This window comes from Kitasatospora sp. NPDC085879 (genome assembly GCF_040686255.1).
GTDB lineage: Bacteria > Actinomycetota > Actinomycetes > Streptomycetales > Streptomycetaceae > Kitasatospora.
Map to the genome: position 1 here is coordinate 22,920 of NZ_JBFBJZ010000055.1, position 16,022 is coordinate 38,941.

14 protein-coding genes and 2 pseudogenes are annotated in these 16,022 nt (G+C 74.2%); 7 read left to right on the top strand and 9 right to left on the bottom strand.

Annotated elements, in window-relative coordinates; all coding sequences use genetic code 11:
* Window positions 1-38: 38 nt before the first annotated feature.
* The 3 genes from AB0P35_RS31325 to AB0P35_RS31335 form a co-directional block, all read right to left on the bottom strand.
* Window positions 39-947, bottom strand: coding sequence for a carbohydrate ABC transporter permease (locus AB0P35_RS31325; RefSeq protein ID WP_363517552.1), 909 nt, complete (start codon window positions 945-947; stop codon window positions 39-41).
* Between the two features lies 1 nt (window position 948).
* Window positions 949-1,866 (bottom strand): sugar ABC transporter permease, encoded by a 918-nt coding sequence (locus AB0P35_RS31330; RefSeq protein WP_363517555.1) that lies wholly within the window; start codon window positions 1,864-1,866, stop codon window positions 949-951.
* Window positions 1,867-2,058: 192 nt separating this feature from the next.
* Window positions 2,059-3,372, bottom strand: coding sequence for an extracellular solute-binding protein (locus AB0P35_RS31335; protein ID WP_363517558.1), 1,314 nt, complete (start codon window positions 3,370-3,372; stop codon window positions 2,059-2,061).
* 203 nt (window positions 3,373-3,575) lie between these two features.
* On the opposite strand from AB0P35_RS31335, the gene AB0P35_RS31340 reads away from it, so the two are divergent.
* From AB0P35_RS31340 to AB0P35_RS31355, 4 genes are all read left to right on the top strand, one after another.
* The gene (locus tag AB0P35_RS31340) at window positions 3,576-5,639 is read left to right on the top strand and encodes a beta-galactosidase (RefSeq protein ID WP_363517561.1); all 2,064 of its coding nucleotides are present in this window, start codon (window positions 3,576-3,578) and stop codon (window positions 5,637-5,639) included.
* A 106-nt stretch (window positions 5,640-5,745) separates the two neighbouring features.
* Window positions 5,746-6,384 carry a DedA family protein gene (locus AB0P35_RS31345; protein WP_363517564.1) on the top strand — a complete coding sequence of 213 codons (639 nt, stop codon included), beginning with the start codon at window positions 5,746-5,748 and terminating at the stop codon, window positions 6,382-6,384.
* A gap of 5 nt (window positions 6,385-6,389) precedes the next feature.
* Window positions 6,390-7,148, top strand: a complete 759-nt coding sequence (locus AB0P35_RS31350; protein ID WP_363517567.1) for a phosphatase PAP2 family protein — start codon at window positions 6,390-6,392, stop codon at window positions 7,146-7,148.
* A gap of 69 nt (window positions 7,149-7,217) precedes the next feature.
* The gene (locus tag AB0P35_RS31355) at window positions 7,218-7,640 is read left to right on the top strand and encodes a BrxA/BrxB family bacilliredoxin (protein WP_363517569.1); all 423 of its coding nucleotides are present in this window, start codon (window positions 7,218-7,220) and stop codon (window positions 7,638-7,640) included.
* Between the two features lie 149 nt (window positions 7,641-7,789).
* Here AB0P35_RS31355 and AB0P35_RS31360 read toward each other — a convergent pair whose 3' ends face one another.
* From AB0P35_RS31360 to AB0P35_RS31370, 3 genes are all read right to left on the bottom strand, one after another.
* Entirely contained in the window at window positions 7,790-8,740 is a 951-nt protein-coding gene (locus tag AB0P35_RS31360) for a M56 family metallopeptidase (RefSeq protein ID WP_363517572.1), read from the bottom strand.
* On the bottom strand, window positions 8,737-9,123 hold the full coding sequence (locus AB0P35_RS31365; protein ID WP_095878196.1) for a BlaI/MecI/CopY family transcriptional regulator: 387 nt from the start codon (window positions 9,121-9,123) through the stop codon (window positions 8,737-8,739). Before AB0P35_RS31365 ends, AB0P35_RS31360 begins: the two co-directional genes overlap by 4 nt.
* Window positions 9,124-9,322: 199 nt before the next feature.
* Window positions 9,323-10,159, bottom strand: coding sequence for an undecaprenyl-diphosphate phosphatase (locus AB0P35_RS31370; RefSeq protein WP_363517575.1), 837 nt, complete (start codon window positions 10,157-10,159; stop codon window positions 9,323-9,325).
* 200 nt (window positions 10,160-10,359) lie between these two features.
* Here AB0P35_RS31370 and AB0P35_RS31375 point away from each other — a divergent pair, with 200 nt between their 5' ends.
* Entirely contained in the window at window positions 10,360-11,775 is a 1,416-nt protein-coding gene (locus AB0P35_RS31375) for a geranylgeranyl reductase family protein (protein ID WP_363517578.1), read from the top strand.
* An 87-nt stretch (window positions 11,776-11,862) separates the two neighbouring features.
* Here the strand turns inward: AB0P35_RS31375 and AB0P35_RS31380 are convergent, their stop codons facing one another.
* The 3 genes from AB0P35_RS31380 to AB0P35_RS31390 all read right to left on the bottom strand — a co-directional run bounded on the left by AB0P35_RS31380 (window position 11,863) and on the right by AB0P35_RS31390 (window position 14,017).
* Window positions 11,863-12,867 (bottom strand): squalene/phytoene synthase family protein, encoded by a 1,005-nt coding sequence (locus AB0P35_RS31380; protein WP_363517581.1) that lies wholly within the window; start codon window positions 12,865-12,867, stop codon window positions 11,863-11,865.
* 156 nt (window positions 12,868-13,023) lie between these two features.
* The gene (locus AB0P35_RS31385) at window positions 13,024-13,215 is read right to left on the bottom strand and encodes a hypothetical protein (protein ID WP_095878200.1); all 192 of its coding nucleotides are present in this window, start codon (window positions 13,213-13,215) and stop codon (window positions 13,024-13,026) included.
* Window positions 13,216-13,315: 100 nt separating this feature from the next.
* Window positions 13,316-14,017: a ribonuclease H gene (locus tag AB0P35_RS31390; RefSeq protein WP_363517584.1), complete on the bottom strand. Its 702-nt coding sequence runs from the start codon at window positions 14,015-14,017 to the stop codon at window positions 13,316-13,318.
* 577 nt (window positions 14,018-14,594) lie between these two features.
* Here AB0P35_RS31390 and AB0P35_RS31395 point away from each other — a divergent pair.
* Window positions 14,595-15,032: pseudogene (locus AB0P35_RS31395) on the top strand (serine protease); the annotation flags it as partial.
* A gap of 201 nt (window positions 15,033-15,233) precedes the next feature.
* A pseudogene (locus tag AB0P35_RS31400) lies at window positions 15,234-15,962 on the top strand (putative Ig domain-containing protein); the annotation flags it as partial.
* Window positions 15,963-16,022 lie beyond the last annotated feature (60 nt).

The following is a 16,022-nucleotide window of genomic DNA, read 5'->3' on the forward strand; positions in this document are numbered from 1 at the left end:
GGGCGCCGGCGCGGGTGGACGGGCGGACTGGCGGACGGTCAGGACTTTACGGCCCCGGAGAGCAGATCGATGCGCCAGTACCGCTGGAGTCCGAGGAAGAGCGCGATCAGCGGCAGGATCGACAGCAGCGCGCCGGTCACCACCAGGGTGTACAGCGCCGGCGCGTTGGCGCCCTGCTGGAGCAGCGAGTACAGGCCGACGGTGACCGGGAACTTCCGGTCGTCGCCGAGCATGATGTAGGGCAGCAGGAAGTTGTTCCAGATCGCCACGAACTGGAACAGGAAGACGGTGACCAGGCCCGGCACCATCATCGGCAGCGCCACACTGCGGAACAGCCGCCACTCCCGCGCCCCGTCGACCCGGGCCGCCTCGACGACCTCGTCGGGGATCGCGGCGGCCGCGTAGATCCGGGCCAGGTAGATGCCGTACGGGCTGAGGACGCTCGGCAGCAGCACCGACCAGTAGCTGTCGGCCAGGCCGGCCTTGGCCATCAGCAGGTACTGCGGGACGGCGAGGGTGATCGGCGGCATCAGGACGCCCGCCAGCAGGGTGTTGAAGACGGCCGTCCGGCCGCGGAAGCGGTACTTGGCGAGCGCGTAGCCGGTGGCGCCGGAGAGCGCGGCCGACAGCAGCGCGCCGGCGCCCGCGTAGAGCGCGGAGTTGGCCATCCACTGCCAGTAGACGCCGTCCCGGTAGGCGGACAGGTCGGCGAGGTTGCCGAGCAGGCCGCTGCCGGGGGAGAGGGTGAAGGTGGTGAAGAGTTCGCTGCTGCTCTTGGTGGCCGCCATGACCACCCAGAGGATCGGGACCAGGCAGTAGACGGCGCCGAGCAGCAGCACCAGGGTCGGGCCCCAGGCCGGGCGGCGGCGCGGCGGGGCGACCGGGTTGCCCGGGGTCGTGCCGGGGGCGGGGGCGGTGCGGCGGCCTTCGGTCAGGGCGGTGCTCATATCAGTTGCCCCCCGTGGAGCGCTTGTTGACCAGTGTGAGGAAGCCGAAGGACAGGACGAGGGTTGCCAGCGCGACGATCGTCGAGGTGGCCGCGGCGGAGTGGACGTCGCCCTGGACGAAGGCGTCGCGGTAGACCTTCATCAGCGGGCTCCAGGTGGAGCTCATCGAGTTGGTGAGCGGCTTGAGGGTCATCGGCTCGCTGAACACCTGCAGGGTGGCGATCATCGAGAAGAAGAAGGTCAGCACCAGCGAGGGCGCCACCATCGGGATCTTCACCCGCAGCGCTATCTGCAGCTCGGAGGCGCCGTCCAGCCGGGCCGCCTCGTACAGCTCGGCGGGGATCGCCCGCAGCGAGGTGTAGATGACGATCATGTTGAAGCCGGTGCCGCCCCAGACCGCGATGTTGGCCAGCGCCACGAACAGGCCGTTGCCGTGCAGCAGGTCCGGGCCGCCGATGCCCGCCCGGTCCAGCAGGAAGTAGCCGGGGCTGACGGTCGGCAGGTAGAGGAAGCCCCACAGCAGCGAGGCGACGATGCCGGGTACCGCGTACGGCAGGAAGATCGCGAGGCGGGAGAAGGCACCGAGCCGTACCCGCGGGGTGTCCAGCAGCAGGGCGAGGAGCAGCGCCGCGCCGAGCATGGCGGGGACCAGCAGGGCGCCGTACAGCAGGGTGCGTCCGGTGCCGGCCAGCAGCTCCGGGTCGGTGAGGGCCGAGGTGTAGTTGGACAGCCCGGCCCAGACCTCGGTGCGGGCGTGCGAACCGAGGCCGAGCCCCTTGACCTTGACGGCGCGCAGGCTCAGGTGGAGGGCGTAGCCGATCGGCAGCGCGAAGAACAGCGCGAACAGCACGACGGCGGGGGTGAGGAAGACGTACGGCGCGAGGCGCCGGGTGGGACGGGCAGCGGAGGGGGACGCCATGGCGGTCCTAGGGGTGTGCGGGGGCGGTGGGCACGGAGCTGTTCTTGGAGGCGGACGGGGAGTCACCCAGGGGCGCGGGGAACTGCGCGATTCGGATGCGGGCGACCGTACGAGCCAGGGGTCGGCCCGGTCTGTCGGTGCAGCCACTCCCGGACTGCGCGGTTCCCCGCGCCCCTTGTGGGACGCCGCGCCTCAGCCCTGGGTCGTGAAGCCGTTCTTCTTCAGGTCGGCGACGGTGGCCTGCTGGATGGCGGTGAGTGCGGCGGGGAAACCGGACCTGCTCTGTGCGGCCTTGCCGAAGGCGTCCTTGAAGGCCGAGTAGGCGACGTTCACGTTCGGGCCCCAGGCGGCGGGCGCGGTGTTCTTCGCGATCTCGGCGGCCCTGGGGTAGAAGTCGGGCTGGTCGGCGAAGAACTCGGGGGCGCTCGCCAGCGCGCCGCCGGTCTGTGCGGCGGTGGCGGCCGGGTAGATGCCGGCCTCCTTGACCAGGGCGGTGACCGCCTGCGGGTCGGTGTTCAGCCAGGTGGCGAACTGCGCTGCGGCGTCGGCGTGGCCGGCCTTCTCGGCGCCGGTGGTGACGCCGGTGCTGGAGCCGCCCCAGCTGCCGGTGACCGAGTTGCCGGCCGTCCACTGCGGCAGCGGGGCGATCGCCCACTTGCCCTTGGTGTCCGGCGCGGAGGAGGTGAAGACGCCGGGTGCCCAGACCGCGGAGACCCAGGCGATCTGGCTGCCGTCGTTGAGGGCCTTGCTCCAGGCCGGGGTGTACATCGGCTGGTTGTCGACCGCGCCCTCGGCGACCAGGCCGCCCCAGAAGTCGGCGACCTTCTTGGTGGCGTCGTCGTCGATCGCGACCTTCCAGGCGTCGCCGGAGGCCGTCCACCACTTGGCGCCGGCCTGCTGGGCGAGGCCGGCGAACAGGCCGGGGTCGTTGGCGGAGAAGGTGGTCAGTGACTTCGACGGGTCCTTCTGCTTCAACTGCCGGGCCGCGTCGGCGAACTCCGCCCAGGTCGCGGGCACCTTCAGGCCGTACCGGTCGAACAGGTCGGTGCGGTAGTAGAAGGCGAGCGGGGCGGTGTCCTCGGGGATCGCGTAGACGGCGTCCGAGCCGAGGGTGACCTGCTGCCAGACACCCGCCGCGAACTGCCCCTCGGCCGAGCCGGCCCGCTTGGCGATGTCGGCCAGCACGTCGTTGCTGACGAGGGTGGGCAGCGCCTGGTACTCGACCTGGACGAGGTCCGGGGCGTTGCCGGCCTTGGCCGCGGTGATGGTCTTGGTCACCAGGTCGTCGCCGGAGGCCTGCTTCTGCACGGACACCTGGATGTCCGGGTGGGAGGTGTTCCAGAGCGCCGCGACCTTGTCCATGTTGGGCGTCCAGGACCAGAAGGTCAGCTTCACCGGCCCGGCGGCGGCCTCGGTGTCACCGGAGTCGCCGCTGCTGCCGCAGGCGGTCAGGACGAGGGTGCCGCAGAGCGCGGCGGCCGAGGCGAGGGCAAGCCGACGGTGCATGGATCCTCCTGGGGATCACGGGTGCGGGGTGGGGGACGCAGGAGCGGCGCCGGGCTCCTGAGCTGCCTGGACCGCCGCTGTGCACGTTCACAGTACGGAAACCCGGACGACACTTGTCAATCCCTCACCTCGTACGGTTATCTTGCCGAAACACAGCGCCCAGGATGCTGTGTACGTGCACAACAAGCGCTCATGGAGTTCCGATGGACCACCCGCTGACCCGCGACACCATTCCGGCCGCGGCCGCCGCCCCCGCCGAACGGCGCCGCCGGCCGGTCGGGCTGCCCGCCCTCGCCTACGGCGGCGACTACAACCCCGAGCAGTGGCCCGAGGAGGTCTGGGAGGAGGACGTCCGGCTGATGCGCGAGGCCGGCGTCACCATGGTCAGCGTCGGGATCTTCTCCTGGGCCCTGCTGGAGCCCGGGCCCGGCCGGTACGACTTCGGCTGGCTAGACCGCCTCCTCGACCTGCTGCACTCCGCCGGCATCCGGGTCGACCTCGGCACCCCCACCGTGGTGCCCCCGGCCTGGTTCTACCGCGCGCACCCCGATGCGCTGCCCGTCACCCGCGAGGGCGTCCGCCTGGAGATCGGCTCCCGCGGCGCCATCTGCCACAGCTCACCCGCCTACCGGCAGGCCGCGGCCGCGATCACCGAGCAAATCGCGCTGCGCTACGCCGACCACCCGGCGCTCGCCCTCTGGCACGTCCACAACGAGTACGGCGTGCCGGTCGGTGCCTGCTACTGCGACACCTCCGCCGAGGACTTCCGCCGCTGGCTGCGCGAGCGCTACACCGGCCTCGGCGAGCTCAACGCGGCCTGGGGCACCGCCTTCTGGGGCCAGCGCTACGGCGCCTGGGAGGAGATCCGGCCGCCCCGGCTCACCCCCACCGCGGGCAACCCCGCCCAGCAGCTCGACTGGGCGCGGTTCACCAGCGACACCCTGCTGGACAACTTCCGGCGCGAACGGGACATCCTGCACCGCCTCGCCCCCGGCATCCCGGTCACCACCAACTTCATGACCGCGCTCTCCCAGTGCGAGTCCCTGGACTACTGGGCGTGGGGCCGCGAGGTGGACATCGTCGCCAACGACCACTACCTGGTCGCCGAGGCGCCCCGGAACCACGTCAACCTGGCGATGTCCGCCGACCTCACCCGCTCGGTCGCCGGCGGCCGCCCGTGGCTGCTGCTGGAGCACTCCACCGGCGCCGTCAACTGGCAGCCCCGCAACCTCCCCAAGCATCCCGGCGAGATGGCCCGCAACAGCCTCGCGCACATCGCCCGCGGCTCCGAGGGCGCCATGTTCTTCCAGTGGCGGGCCTCCCGGTACGGCGCCGAGAAGTTCCACTCCGCGATGCTGCCGCACGCCGGAACCGACAGCCGGATCTGGCGCGAGGTGGTCGCCCTCGGCGCCGCCATCGGCTCGCTCGGCAGTGTCCGCGACAGCCGGGTGGTCTCCGACGCCGCGATCCTCTGGGACTGGCAGTCCTGGTGGGCGCAGCGGCTCGAATGGCGGCCCAGCGTCGAACTCGACGCCCGCGCCCAGGCCGACGCCTGGTACGCCGCCGCCTGGGACCGCCACCTCACCGTCGACTTCGCCCACCCCGAGGCCGACCTCTCCGGGTACCCGCTGGTCCTCGTCCCGGCGCTCTACCTGATGACGGGTGCCGCCGGCGCGAACCTGCGGCGCTACGTCGAGGGCGGCGGCACCCTCGCCGTCGGCCACTTCTCCGGCATCGTGGACGAGCACGACACCGTCCACCCCGGCCCGTACCCGGGCGCGCTGCGCGAGGTCCTCGGCCTGACCGTCGAGGAGTTCGCGCCGTTGCCCGAGGGGCGGACGGTCCGCCTGGACGGGCCGGCCGGCACGCTGTCCGCCGGCTCCTGGTCGGAGTTCGTCGTGCCGCGCGGCGCCGAGACGCAGTGGAGCTACGGCGGCGGGCCGGCCGCCGGCGGGCCCGCGATCACCCGCCACGCCCTCGGCCGGGGCAGCGCCTGGTACCTCTCCACCCGCCTCGACGCCGCCGGGCTGGACGCCGTGCTGGCCCGGGTCTGCGCCGACGCCGGCCTGCCGGAGCGGAGGCTGCCCCACGAGGTCGAGGTGGTGGAACGGATCGGCGAGCTCGGCCGCTACCTCTTCGCGATCAACCACGGCGCGGCCGACGCCCGCGTGCCGTTGCCGGGCGCGGGCATGGAACTGCTCACCGGGCTGCTGGTCGACGGCGAGTTGGAGGTGCCGGCGGGTGCCGTCCGGGTGGTCCACCTCTGACGCGCCGCCCCGGGCTGCGGCCCGCCGCCCCGATCGTCTACATTGATGTAGACAGAGTGCGGCGGTGGGCCGTCCCGCGGCATGCTCCCGGAGAGGCGTGGCCTGAATGTCGTCCCTTGCCGTCAACGTGTTGGACGCCGGCTCCCTGCTCGGCGCCTTCGGCGCGCTGGGCATCGCCGTCGTGCTGTTCGCCGAGACCGGGCTGCTGGTCGGGTTCTTCCTGCCCGGCGACTCCCTGCTGTTCACCGCCGGCCTGCTCGCCGCCCCCGGCGCCGGCGGGACCGTCCGGCTCGACCTCGGCCAGGTGCTCGCCGCCGCGGTCGCCGGCGCCCTCCTCGGCGCCCAGACCGGCTTCCTCATCGGCCGGCGCGGCGGCCGGGCGCTGCTGCAGCGCTCCCGGAGCCGCAAGCTGCACGAGGGCGCCGAACGCGCCGAACGGCTGCTCGCCCGCTACGGACACGGCAAGGCGGTCGTGCTCGCCCGCTTCGTGCCCGTCGTGCGGACGGTGCTGAACCCGGTGGCCGGCGCACTCGGCGTCGGCACCCGCACCTTCACCCTCTGGCAGACCGTCGGCGGCCTGGTCTGGACGGTCGGCCTGGTGCTCGCCGGTTACGCGCTCGGCTCCTCGGTGCCGAACGTCGACCGCTACCTGCTGCCGATGGTCGCCGCGGTCGTCCTGGTCTCGCTGACCCCGCTGCTGGTCGAAGTCCTCAGATCGCGCCGGGCTGCCCGGAGCGGCCGGTGACGCCGATGGCCGACGCCGACCGGTCGGCCCTGCCCGAGCACGAGGAGCCGCCGCCGACGAAGACCCCGCGGCCGGCCCGGCCCCATGCCGCGGCCGCGGCGGTCCTGGTCGGGGCCTGGACCGGCTTCGCCGTCCTGGCCGCGGTGCTCGCCGCCCACGGCATGGCACCGTTCGGCTGGGAGCAGCACGCCGAACGATGGGCCGGCGGCCACCGGCCCGGCCCGGCCCGCTCCGCCGCCGCCTTCCTGACCTCGTTCGGCAGCGCCGTCGTCCCCTACGCGGCCGTGCTCGCCGCCGGGCTGCTGACGGCCCGCCGAGTGCCGGCCGGACCGCGCCGACTGCTCGTCGCCCTCGCCCCGCTCGGCTGGCTGGCCACCGGGCAGCTGCTGCGGGCCCTGATCATGCACGCCACCGGCCGGCCCCGGCCGCCCGCCGAGGGCTGGGCCGTCACCGCGAGCGGCTTCTCCTTCCCGTCCGGGCACACCTTCACCTCCGCCACCGCCTTCGGGCTGCTCGCCTGGGCCCTGTACCGGCTGCCGACGGCACGCCGGGGGTGGGCCGCGGCCCTCCTCGGCCTCGCCGCCCTCGTCGGCCTGAGTCGGGTCTACCTCTCCGTGCACTGGCCCCTGGACGTCCTCGGCGGCTGGCTGCTCGCCGCCGGCTGGCTCGCCCTCGGCGCACTCCTCGCCCGCCGGGCGCCGTGGTGGCCCCACCGGGGATCGGACCGGGAGCACAGGATTCGGCCCGCCGCGCGGCAGCCGTGAATGCGGGGGCGGCTGCGCGGCGACGGATACGCTCGGTGGTCAAACGATCCCGCTCAGTGAGGAGCCGTGATGCCGTACTCGGCGCTGCTGGTCAGGCCGATGAGGGAAGAGCTGACCTCGATCGGGTTCAAGGAGCTGTTGACCGCGGACGAGGTCGACGCCGCGATGGACGAGGCGAACACCGGCGTGACGCTGGTGGCCGTCAACAGCGTGACCGGCTGTGCGGCGGGCATGGCCCGCCCCGGGGTCCGCATCGCCCTGGAGGGCGAGAAGCGCCCGGACCGGCTGTTCACGGTGTTCGCGGAGCAGGACCTGGAGGCCACCGCGAAGATGCGCGGCTACTTCCCCGACATCCCGCCGTCCGATCCCTCGTTCGCCCTGTTCAAGGACGGCGAGCTCGTCCACTTCGTCCCGCGCCACCGGATCGAGGGCCGCGACGCTCAGCAGCTGGCCGCCGACCTCACGGCCGCGTTCGAGGAGTTCTGCCAGTAGGCACAGCCGTCCCTGCGCCACGGTTCCCGCTGGACGCACCGGAGGGCGGGTGCCCGCGGGCAGCGGTGCGGCGCGGCCGCGCTCATAGGGCATCATAGAGGGCATCACCGGCAGCAGCACCCGGTTTTCGGCGCCGGCGTCCGGTGCGGTCAGCGGTTGGCCGTGGCCGTGGTGGCCTGGCCCTGTTCGACGTACTCGTGGAGGTCGTAGGCGGAGCCCAGGCCCGCGGCGGCGGTCACGCCGACGACGGTGAGCAGGCCGGCCACGATCAGGTGCAGCAGGCGGCCGCGGGGGGACCGCGGGGCGGGGGCGAGCAGGGCGGCGACCCGCAGTGGCACGGGGCCGGCGTCGGCGGCGGGGAGGGCGGCCCCGCGCGGGGCGGTCCGGCGGCGGTCGGCGGCGGCGAGGGCGCCGCGGGCGACGGCGCGGGCGGCGAGCGGGCGGTCGCCGACCGTGCGGGCGGCGTCCTCGTCGGCGCAGCGTTCGAGGTGGAGGTCGAGCGGCGCTCGCAGCCCGCGCAGCGCGGGGTGGACGGCGGCGGCCACGTGCACCGCGCGGGAGAACAGGTGGTGGCGGCCGGCCAGGTGGGCGCGCTCGTGGGCGATCAGGACGCGCCGCTCCCGCTCGTCCAGCGCGGCGAGCATGCCCGAGGTGACCACGACCAGGCCGGGCCGGCCGGGCAGGGCGAAGGCCTCGGCGGCCGGATCGGGCACCACGACGGTGTCACCCTCGGCGGCGAGGCCGGCCACGGCGCGGCGGGCGGCGGCCAGCTGGCCGCGCTGGGCGGCCAGGGCACGGGTTGCCGAGACCGTGACGGCGGCCAGCAGGAGTCCGGCCGCGGCGGCCGTCGGCACGGCGGCGGGGGAGGTGGCGGCCAGCCAGGCGGCCGGCAGGCGTCCGGCGGCGGCCAGCCAGGGCAGGTGCAGCAGCCCGGCGAGGACGAGCACGGACAGGCCGACCGCGGTGCCCGCGGCGAGCAGCGCGGCGCAGCCGGCGACGGCGAGCGCGGCCCAGCGCGGCGTGAGCCGGGCGGCGAGGGCGCGGACGGCCGGCGCGGCGAGCCACGGCAGCACGAGCGCGGCCAGCGCGGGCGTGTTCACGTCCGCTCCGGGGCGCCGCCGGCGTCGGCGAGGAGGCTGCGCAGCAGGGCCTCGTCGCCGGGGCTGAGGGTGGAGACGAAGTGCCGCAGCACGCTGTCGCGGTCGGCGCCCTTGCTGAGTTCGGTGTGCATCCGGGTGGCGACGATGCCCGAGGCGTCCTGGGCGGCGGCGTAGACGTAGCCGCGGCCGGCCCGCTCCCGGCGGACGAGGTCCTTCTCGTACAGCCGGGTGAGGATGGTGGTGACGGTGGTGCGGGCGAGTGCCCCGCCCAGGGCGTCGTTGACCTCGCCCGGGCTGAGCGGCGCGTCGGTCGCCCAGAGGACGGCCAGTACGTCGGACTCGAGCTGCCCGTGCGGGCGCCTGCTCGCTGCGGCGTCGGACATTCCCGGTGTTCCCCTCTCCCCGTTCGGCCGCGCCCGGGGCCGTGGCGGCGGCTCCGGTCTCCAGGCTACGTGTCGCCGCGCGCGGCCGGGCGCGGCGACGGCCGGTGGCGGTGTCGGTGCGGTGCCCGACGGTGGTGCGGTGCGGACATGGTGCGGGCGGCCGCCCCACTGGTGGGCGGCCGCCCGTGCGGCGGACGGCTCAGGCGCTGAGGACGCCGGTGCCGAGCAGGCCGAAGAGCAGGACGCCGATGACGATCCGGTACGCCACGAAGGCGTTGAAGGAGTGCTTGGCGACGTACTTGAGCAGCCAGGCGATCGAGGCGTAGGCGACGACGAAGGAGACCGCGGTGCCGACGACGAGCGGCAGCGGGTCGACGCCGGCGCCGAGCGCGTCCTTGAGCTCGTACAGGCCGGCGCCGGTGAGGGCCGGGATGCCGAGGAAGAAGGAGAGCCGGGTGGCGGCGACCCGCTCGAGGTCGAGCATCAGGCCGGCCGACATGGTGGCGCCGGAGCGGGAGAAGCCGGGGAAGAGCAGGGCGAGGATCTGGGCCGAGCCGACGATCATCGCGTCCTTGAGGCCGGTGTCGTCCTCGCCGCGCTTGAGGCGGCTCATCTGGTCGGCCGCCCACATGACGGCGCTGCCGACGATCAGCGAGCCGGCGACCACCCACAGGGAGGCGAGCGGGCCCTCGATCAGCGGCTTGGCGGCGAGGCCGACGACCACGATCGGGATCGTCGCGTAGATCACCCACCAGGCGAACTTGTAGTCGTGGTGGTACCGCTCCTCCTTGTTCACCAGGCCGCGGCCCCAGGCGCCGACGATCCGGGTGATGTCCTTGAGGAAGTACAGCAGCACGGCCGCGATCGCGCCGACCTGGATGACGGCGGTGAAGCCGACCACCGACTTGTCGTCCACCGGGATGCCCATCAGGCCCTCGGTGATCTTCAGATGGCCCGTGGAGGAGATCGGCAGGAACTCCGTCACTCCCTCCACCACGCCGAGGACGACGGCTTGACCGACGGTGATCACGCTCACGTGGACCCTTCCCGGATCTTTCCCTGCGGGCGGGCCTCCGCCCGCACGTCTACGAGAATGTAGACGTCCTGGGCGGCGCAGGTCCACCCGGGTCGGCGTGTCACCCGCACGGCCCGGCGGGGTTGCGCGCGGTGCGCCGCTCCGGTGGGTAGGGATGAGGCATTCGCACGGTGCACAGGCGCACTCAGGAGGAGACAGTGATGCCACCGGCGCAGAACCCGCCGACGCCGCAGAACCCCGCCACCCCGCAGACCCCCGACACGCCGCAGACCCCTGCCACCCGGAAGCCCCTCGACACCCGGAAGACCACCGCCGCGGACACCGCCCCCGCGTCCCACGAGCCGCCCGCCGCCGAGGACGCCCAGGTGATCGTGGTGGGCGCCGGGCCCGCCGGATCGTCCACCGCCGTGCACCTGGCCCGCGCCGGCGTGGACGTCCTGCTGCTGGAGAAGAGCCAGTTCCCGCGCGACAAGGTCTGCGGCGACGGCCTGACCCCGCGCGGCGTCCACCAGCTCCTCCGCATGGGCCTCGACATCGACGCACCCGGCTGGACCCGCTCGCGCGGCATGCGCTGGGTCTGCGGCGGCCGCCAGGTCACCATCGACTGGCCCGACCTCGGCCGCTACCCCGACTTCGGCCTCACCCGCAGCCGCCACGACTTCGACGACATCCTCGCCCGGCACGCCGAGGCCTCCGGCGCCCGGCTGCGCCTCGGCGTCAAGGCCACCGGCCCGCTCACCGACCGGGCCGGACGGATCACCGGCGTCACCGCCACCGGCCCCGACGGCAGACCGGTGACCTACCGCGCCCCGCTCGTCATCGCCGCCGAAGGCGCCTCCGCCCGCACCGCCCTCGCCATGGGCCTCGAACGCGACGCGGGCCGCCCGCTCGCCACCGCCGCCCGCCGCTACTACCTGAACGACGAGCTCTCCAAGGACGAGTACCTGGAGCTGTGGGCCGACCTCCGCTGCGCCCGCACCGGCCGCGACCTGCCCGGCTACGGCTGGATCTTCCCGCTGGGCGACGGCCGGGTCAACGTCGGTCTCGGCGCCCTGCCGCACCGCGACGGCACCGGCACCGACCTGCGCGCCACCCTCGACCAGTGGCTCGCCCGGCTGCCCCGCCAGTGGGACCTCAACGAGCAGAGCGCCGACTCGCCGCTGCGCAGCGCCGCCCTGCCCATGGGCTTCAACCGCCACCCCCAGTACAGCCGCGGCCTGCTGCTGGTCGGCGACAGCGCCGGCATGATCAGCCCCTGGAGCGGCGAGGGCATCGCCCAGGCCATGGAGGCCGCCGAGGTCGCCGCCGACACCGTCGTGCTGGCCCTCACCCGCCCGGACGGATACCGGCGCGAGCAGGCCCTGCACCGCTACCCGGCCGAGATGCGGCGCCGCTGGGGCCGGTACTACCGGCTCGGCAACACCGCCGGCGACCTCGTGTTCAGCCGCTTCGGCTACCGGCCGATCCTCAACCAGTACGTGATGGCCCGGCCCGGCCTCATCGCCTCGCTCGCCCGGCTGCTCACCCATCTGATGGAGGAGCCGCCGCGCGACACCGCGGACCACGTCCTGAACGCCCTGGTCCGGGCCGTGCCGCTGCACCGCCGCCGCCGCTGAGCCCAGGCCGGGACCGGTCTCGCCGCCCCGGGGTCGCCGCCGTCCGTGCCGGGCGGCGGCGGCCGAGGAGGGCGGCCGAGGGCGCGGTCAGTCCCGACCCGGCGTCGGACGGCCGGCCAGCCGGTCGTGCTCGAGCTCCCGGTCGTCCGGGCGCCGGGCCGCGGCCAGCAGGCCCAGCAGCCCCCACGCCGAGTCCCGCACCGGGCCCTCCACGATGCCCGCCCCGGCCCGGCGGACCGCCGCCAGCCGCCGGCGCGCCAGCCGCAGCGCCATCCGGCTCAGCGGCCGGTACTCCGCGGGCACCTCCAGGATCGCGTCGGCCTGCAGCAGCGCCTTCTCCGCGAGGTCCGCGAGGTGCGCCACCAGCTGCTCCACGCCGTCGGTGCGCCGCCCGGCCGCCAGCTCCGCCCGGGTCACCCCGTGGTCCCGCAGGGTCTGCTCGGGCAGGTACAGCCGGCCCCCGTGCAGGTCCTCGGCGAGGTCGATGAGGAAGTCCAGCCGCTGCCAGGCGTCGGCGAGCGCCCGTCCGGCCGCGGTGTACCGCTCGTCCCCGCCGCCGACGTGCACCAGTCCGGCGGTGAGCATCGTGAACGGCCAGGAGAGCCGGTCGATGTAGTCCTGGTGGTCCGCCTCGCCGGCGAAGCCGGTGAACACCAGGTCCGCCCCGGCACCGGCCAGGTAGTCCTCGATCCAGTGCCCGGGCAGCCGGCGCAGCCGCGCGGAGTGCGCGAAGGCGCGGGCCAGCGGCTGCGAGCACGCCCCACCGGCCGTCGCCGCGCGGACCTGCTCCCGCCACCGGGCGAAGCGCTCGGCGCGGACCTCGGGCGCGCCCCGGTCGCAGAGGTCGTCCGTCCAGCAGGCGAAGGCGTAGCCGGCGACGGCGTGCGGCTGGTACGCCGGGACGCCCAGCAGCCGGACCGCCGCGAACAGGGCGGGCTCCCGGCGGCGCAGGAACCGGGCGGCCGCCGCGTAGTCCCGGGCGTGCGCCGCACCGCCCGCACCGTCGACGGGACGCCCGACACCGGCCACGTCGGCGGGACGCCCGACACCGTCCACCCCGGCCTCGACCAGACACCGCCGCCACGAATACACCCGGACACCTCTCCACCCGCCGCACAGGAACGCCCCCCATGATCGGTGACGCCCCGCGGCCGGGTCGCACCGGGCCTCCCCACCTGCGGTTTCCGGCCCGTCCGGGCACGCTGCACCGAGCCCCCGCGCAGGCGGCGCGGGAGCGGCGCCCCCGGCTCAGTCCGGTTCGTCGTCCTTGGTCGGCGGGTGCGGGTAGACCGTGGACGACGGGCCGACGAGGTCGTCGTCGCCGCCGTACAGGTCGTCCGCCGGCTTGTGCGCGGACGGGCGGTGGTGGACAGGCGAGGCCTCGAAGGCGGACTCGGGGTCCGCGTCGGCCGGCCGGTGTTCTGCGGGATTGGTACTCATCGGACTCTCCGCCCCTGCTGGTCCCGGTGCTCCCGATGCTACGCCGCGCCCGCGCCGCTGCCCGCGGGCGGATGACCGCCCCGCGGTCGCCGCCCGGCGCTCACGCGCAGTCCGGGTGCCCCCAGCTCTCGCCGACCCGGGTGATGGTCTCGCCCCGCCCGTACCCGCGACCGCACGGGCAGGTGCCGGCGAAGCGCGCGGCCAGCGTGCGGCGGCCCGAGCCGGCCGGCGCGGAGCCGGCGCCCGTCCCCGCGGACGCGGCCGGACGGGAGGTCCGGGGCCGGCGCGGGGCGCGGGCCGGCCGCTCCGCCACCGGATCGGGCTCCGGCAGGTCGGCCGCGGTGCCCTCGGCGCCCTGCTGGGTGCGCGCGGCGTCACTGGCGGCCTTGTCGGCGACGGCGTTCAGCGGGTCGCCGTCCACCTGGTGCGCGGCCACGTGCACGAAGGCGACGTCCCGGTCGGCGAGCAGCGCGTCGATCCGCTGGATCAGCTCCTTGTTGGCCACCGGGGAGCCCGAGGCCGTCCGCCAGCCGTTGCGCTTCCAGCCCGGCAGCCACTTGGTCACGGCGTCCCTGGTGTACGTGCTGTCCAGCCGCACCTCCAACGGGACCGCCGGGTCGGTGGCGGACAACAGCCGCTCCAGGGCGGTCAGTTCACCGATGTTGTTGGTGCTGCGCCCGAGCGCGCCGGACTGCCAGCGCTGCGGGGCGCCCTCAGTGTCGGCCAGGACCCAGGCCCATCCGGCAGGACCGGGATTCCCCTTGGCGGCACCGTCGCAGGCTGCAATGACTCGTTCGACCATGCCCCGATCCTTTCATCGGCCGGGCGGTGCTCGGCACCACCACCGCGGCGTCGGCACGTTCCGCGCACGAGATCGATTTCCGGCCAATCTTGCCGTGCGGGCCGGGGTCTGGACCTCTGCGGGCCCGCCGGACGGGGCCGAGCAGGGCGAAGACCGCGCCGCTCCGGCCCGTCCGGGCGGTTGCGGTCCGGCGGCGGGCGTCCGGATGCGGCGGGCTGGGCGGGAGTCGTCCGGATATGGGCGTGGCCACTTCGCGCAGCTCGGCGCGGCCCGGTGGCCCCGCCGAACGGCCTTTTCCGCCCGGGTGGTTGACCCTCTTGAAGCGGCCATGGCAGGTTCGTGCGGCCCGCGTGCGCAACCGGTCGCGCGTTCGGCACATCCCCCACAAGGAGACCCCATGTTCAAGGGACTCGCCGCCGGAATCGGCGCGGTCGCGGTCGCCGCCGGCACCCTGACCGCGGCAGCCGCGCCCGCCCACGCCGTCCAGGCGGGCGATCTGACGGCCACCATCGCGCTGAGCAACTGCTCCGCCTCGCTCGTCCGGTACCCCACATCGGTCGACACCGACCGCGCGATGATGCTCACCAACGGCCACTGCCTGCCCACCATGCCCGCCTCGGGCGTGGTCATCCAGAACCAGACCGCCAGTCGCAGCGGCACCCTGCTCAGCGGCACCGGCTCCTCGCTCGGCACCGTCCAGGCCGACAAGGTGCTGTACGCCACCATGACCGGCACCGACGTGGCGCTCTACCAGCTGACCGACACCTTCTCCTCGATCGGCAGCAAGTACGGCGTCACCGCGCTGACCATCAGCGACACCCACCCGGTCGACGGCTCGTCGATGTTCATACCGTCCTCGTACTGGAAGCAGACCTGGAACTGCTCCATCAACGGCTTCGTCGCCACCCTGCGCGAGGACGAGTGGACCTGGCACGACTCGCTCCGCTACAGCGCAGGCTGCAACACCACGCACGGCACCTCCGGTTCGCCGATCGTCGACGCCGCCTCCAAGAAGGTCGTCGGCATCAACAACACCGGCAACGACGACGGCGCCATGTGCACCCTCAACAACCCGTGCGAGGTGGCCGCCGACGGCACCACCACCGCCACCAAGGGCCAGAGCTACGGTGAGGAGACCTACTGGTTCACCACCTGCCTCGGCACGGGACGGGCGATCGACCTCAACGTCGCCGGCTGCCTGCTCACCAAGCCCGCCGGCAGCGGCGCCGTCACGGTGACCAACCCGGGCAATCAGAGCACGGTGGTCAACGGCACCGCCAACCTGCAGATCTCGGCCTCCGGCGGCACCGCCCCGCTCACCTTCAGCGCCACCGGCCTGCCGACCGGACTGTCCATCAGCAGCTCCGGCAAGATCACCGGCACCGCGACCGCCGCCGGCACCTACAACGTGACCGTCACCGCCAAGGACGCCGCCAACAAGACCGGCACCACCAGCTTCACCTGGACGGTCACCACCACCGGCGGCACCTGCACCCCGGCCCAACTGCTCGGCAACGCCGGCTTCGAGACCGGCACCGCCGCCCCCTGGACGACCAGCAGCGGCGTCGTCGACAACTCCGCCTCCCAGGCCGCCCACTCCGGCTCCTGGAAGGCCTGGCTGAACGGCTACGGCTCCAGCCACACGGACAGCGCCGCGCAGACCGTCACGATCCCGGCCGGCTGCAAGGCCACGCTCAGCTACTGGCTGCACGTCGACACGGCGGAGACCACCACCTCCACCGCGTACGACAAGCTGACCGTCACCGTCAACGGCACCACCGTCGCCACCTGGTCGAACCTCAACAAGGCGACCGGCTACAGCCAGAAGACCGTCGACCTGTCGGCCTACGCCGGCCAGTCCGTCACCCTGAAGTTCAACGGCGTCGAGGACTCCTCGCTGCAGACCAGCTTCGTGATCGACGACACCGCCATCCAGACCAGCTGACAGGCACGTCGAACAGGACGGGCCCGGCCGCACCCGCGGCCGGGCCCGTTCCCGTCCCCC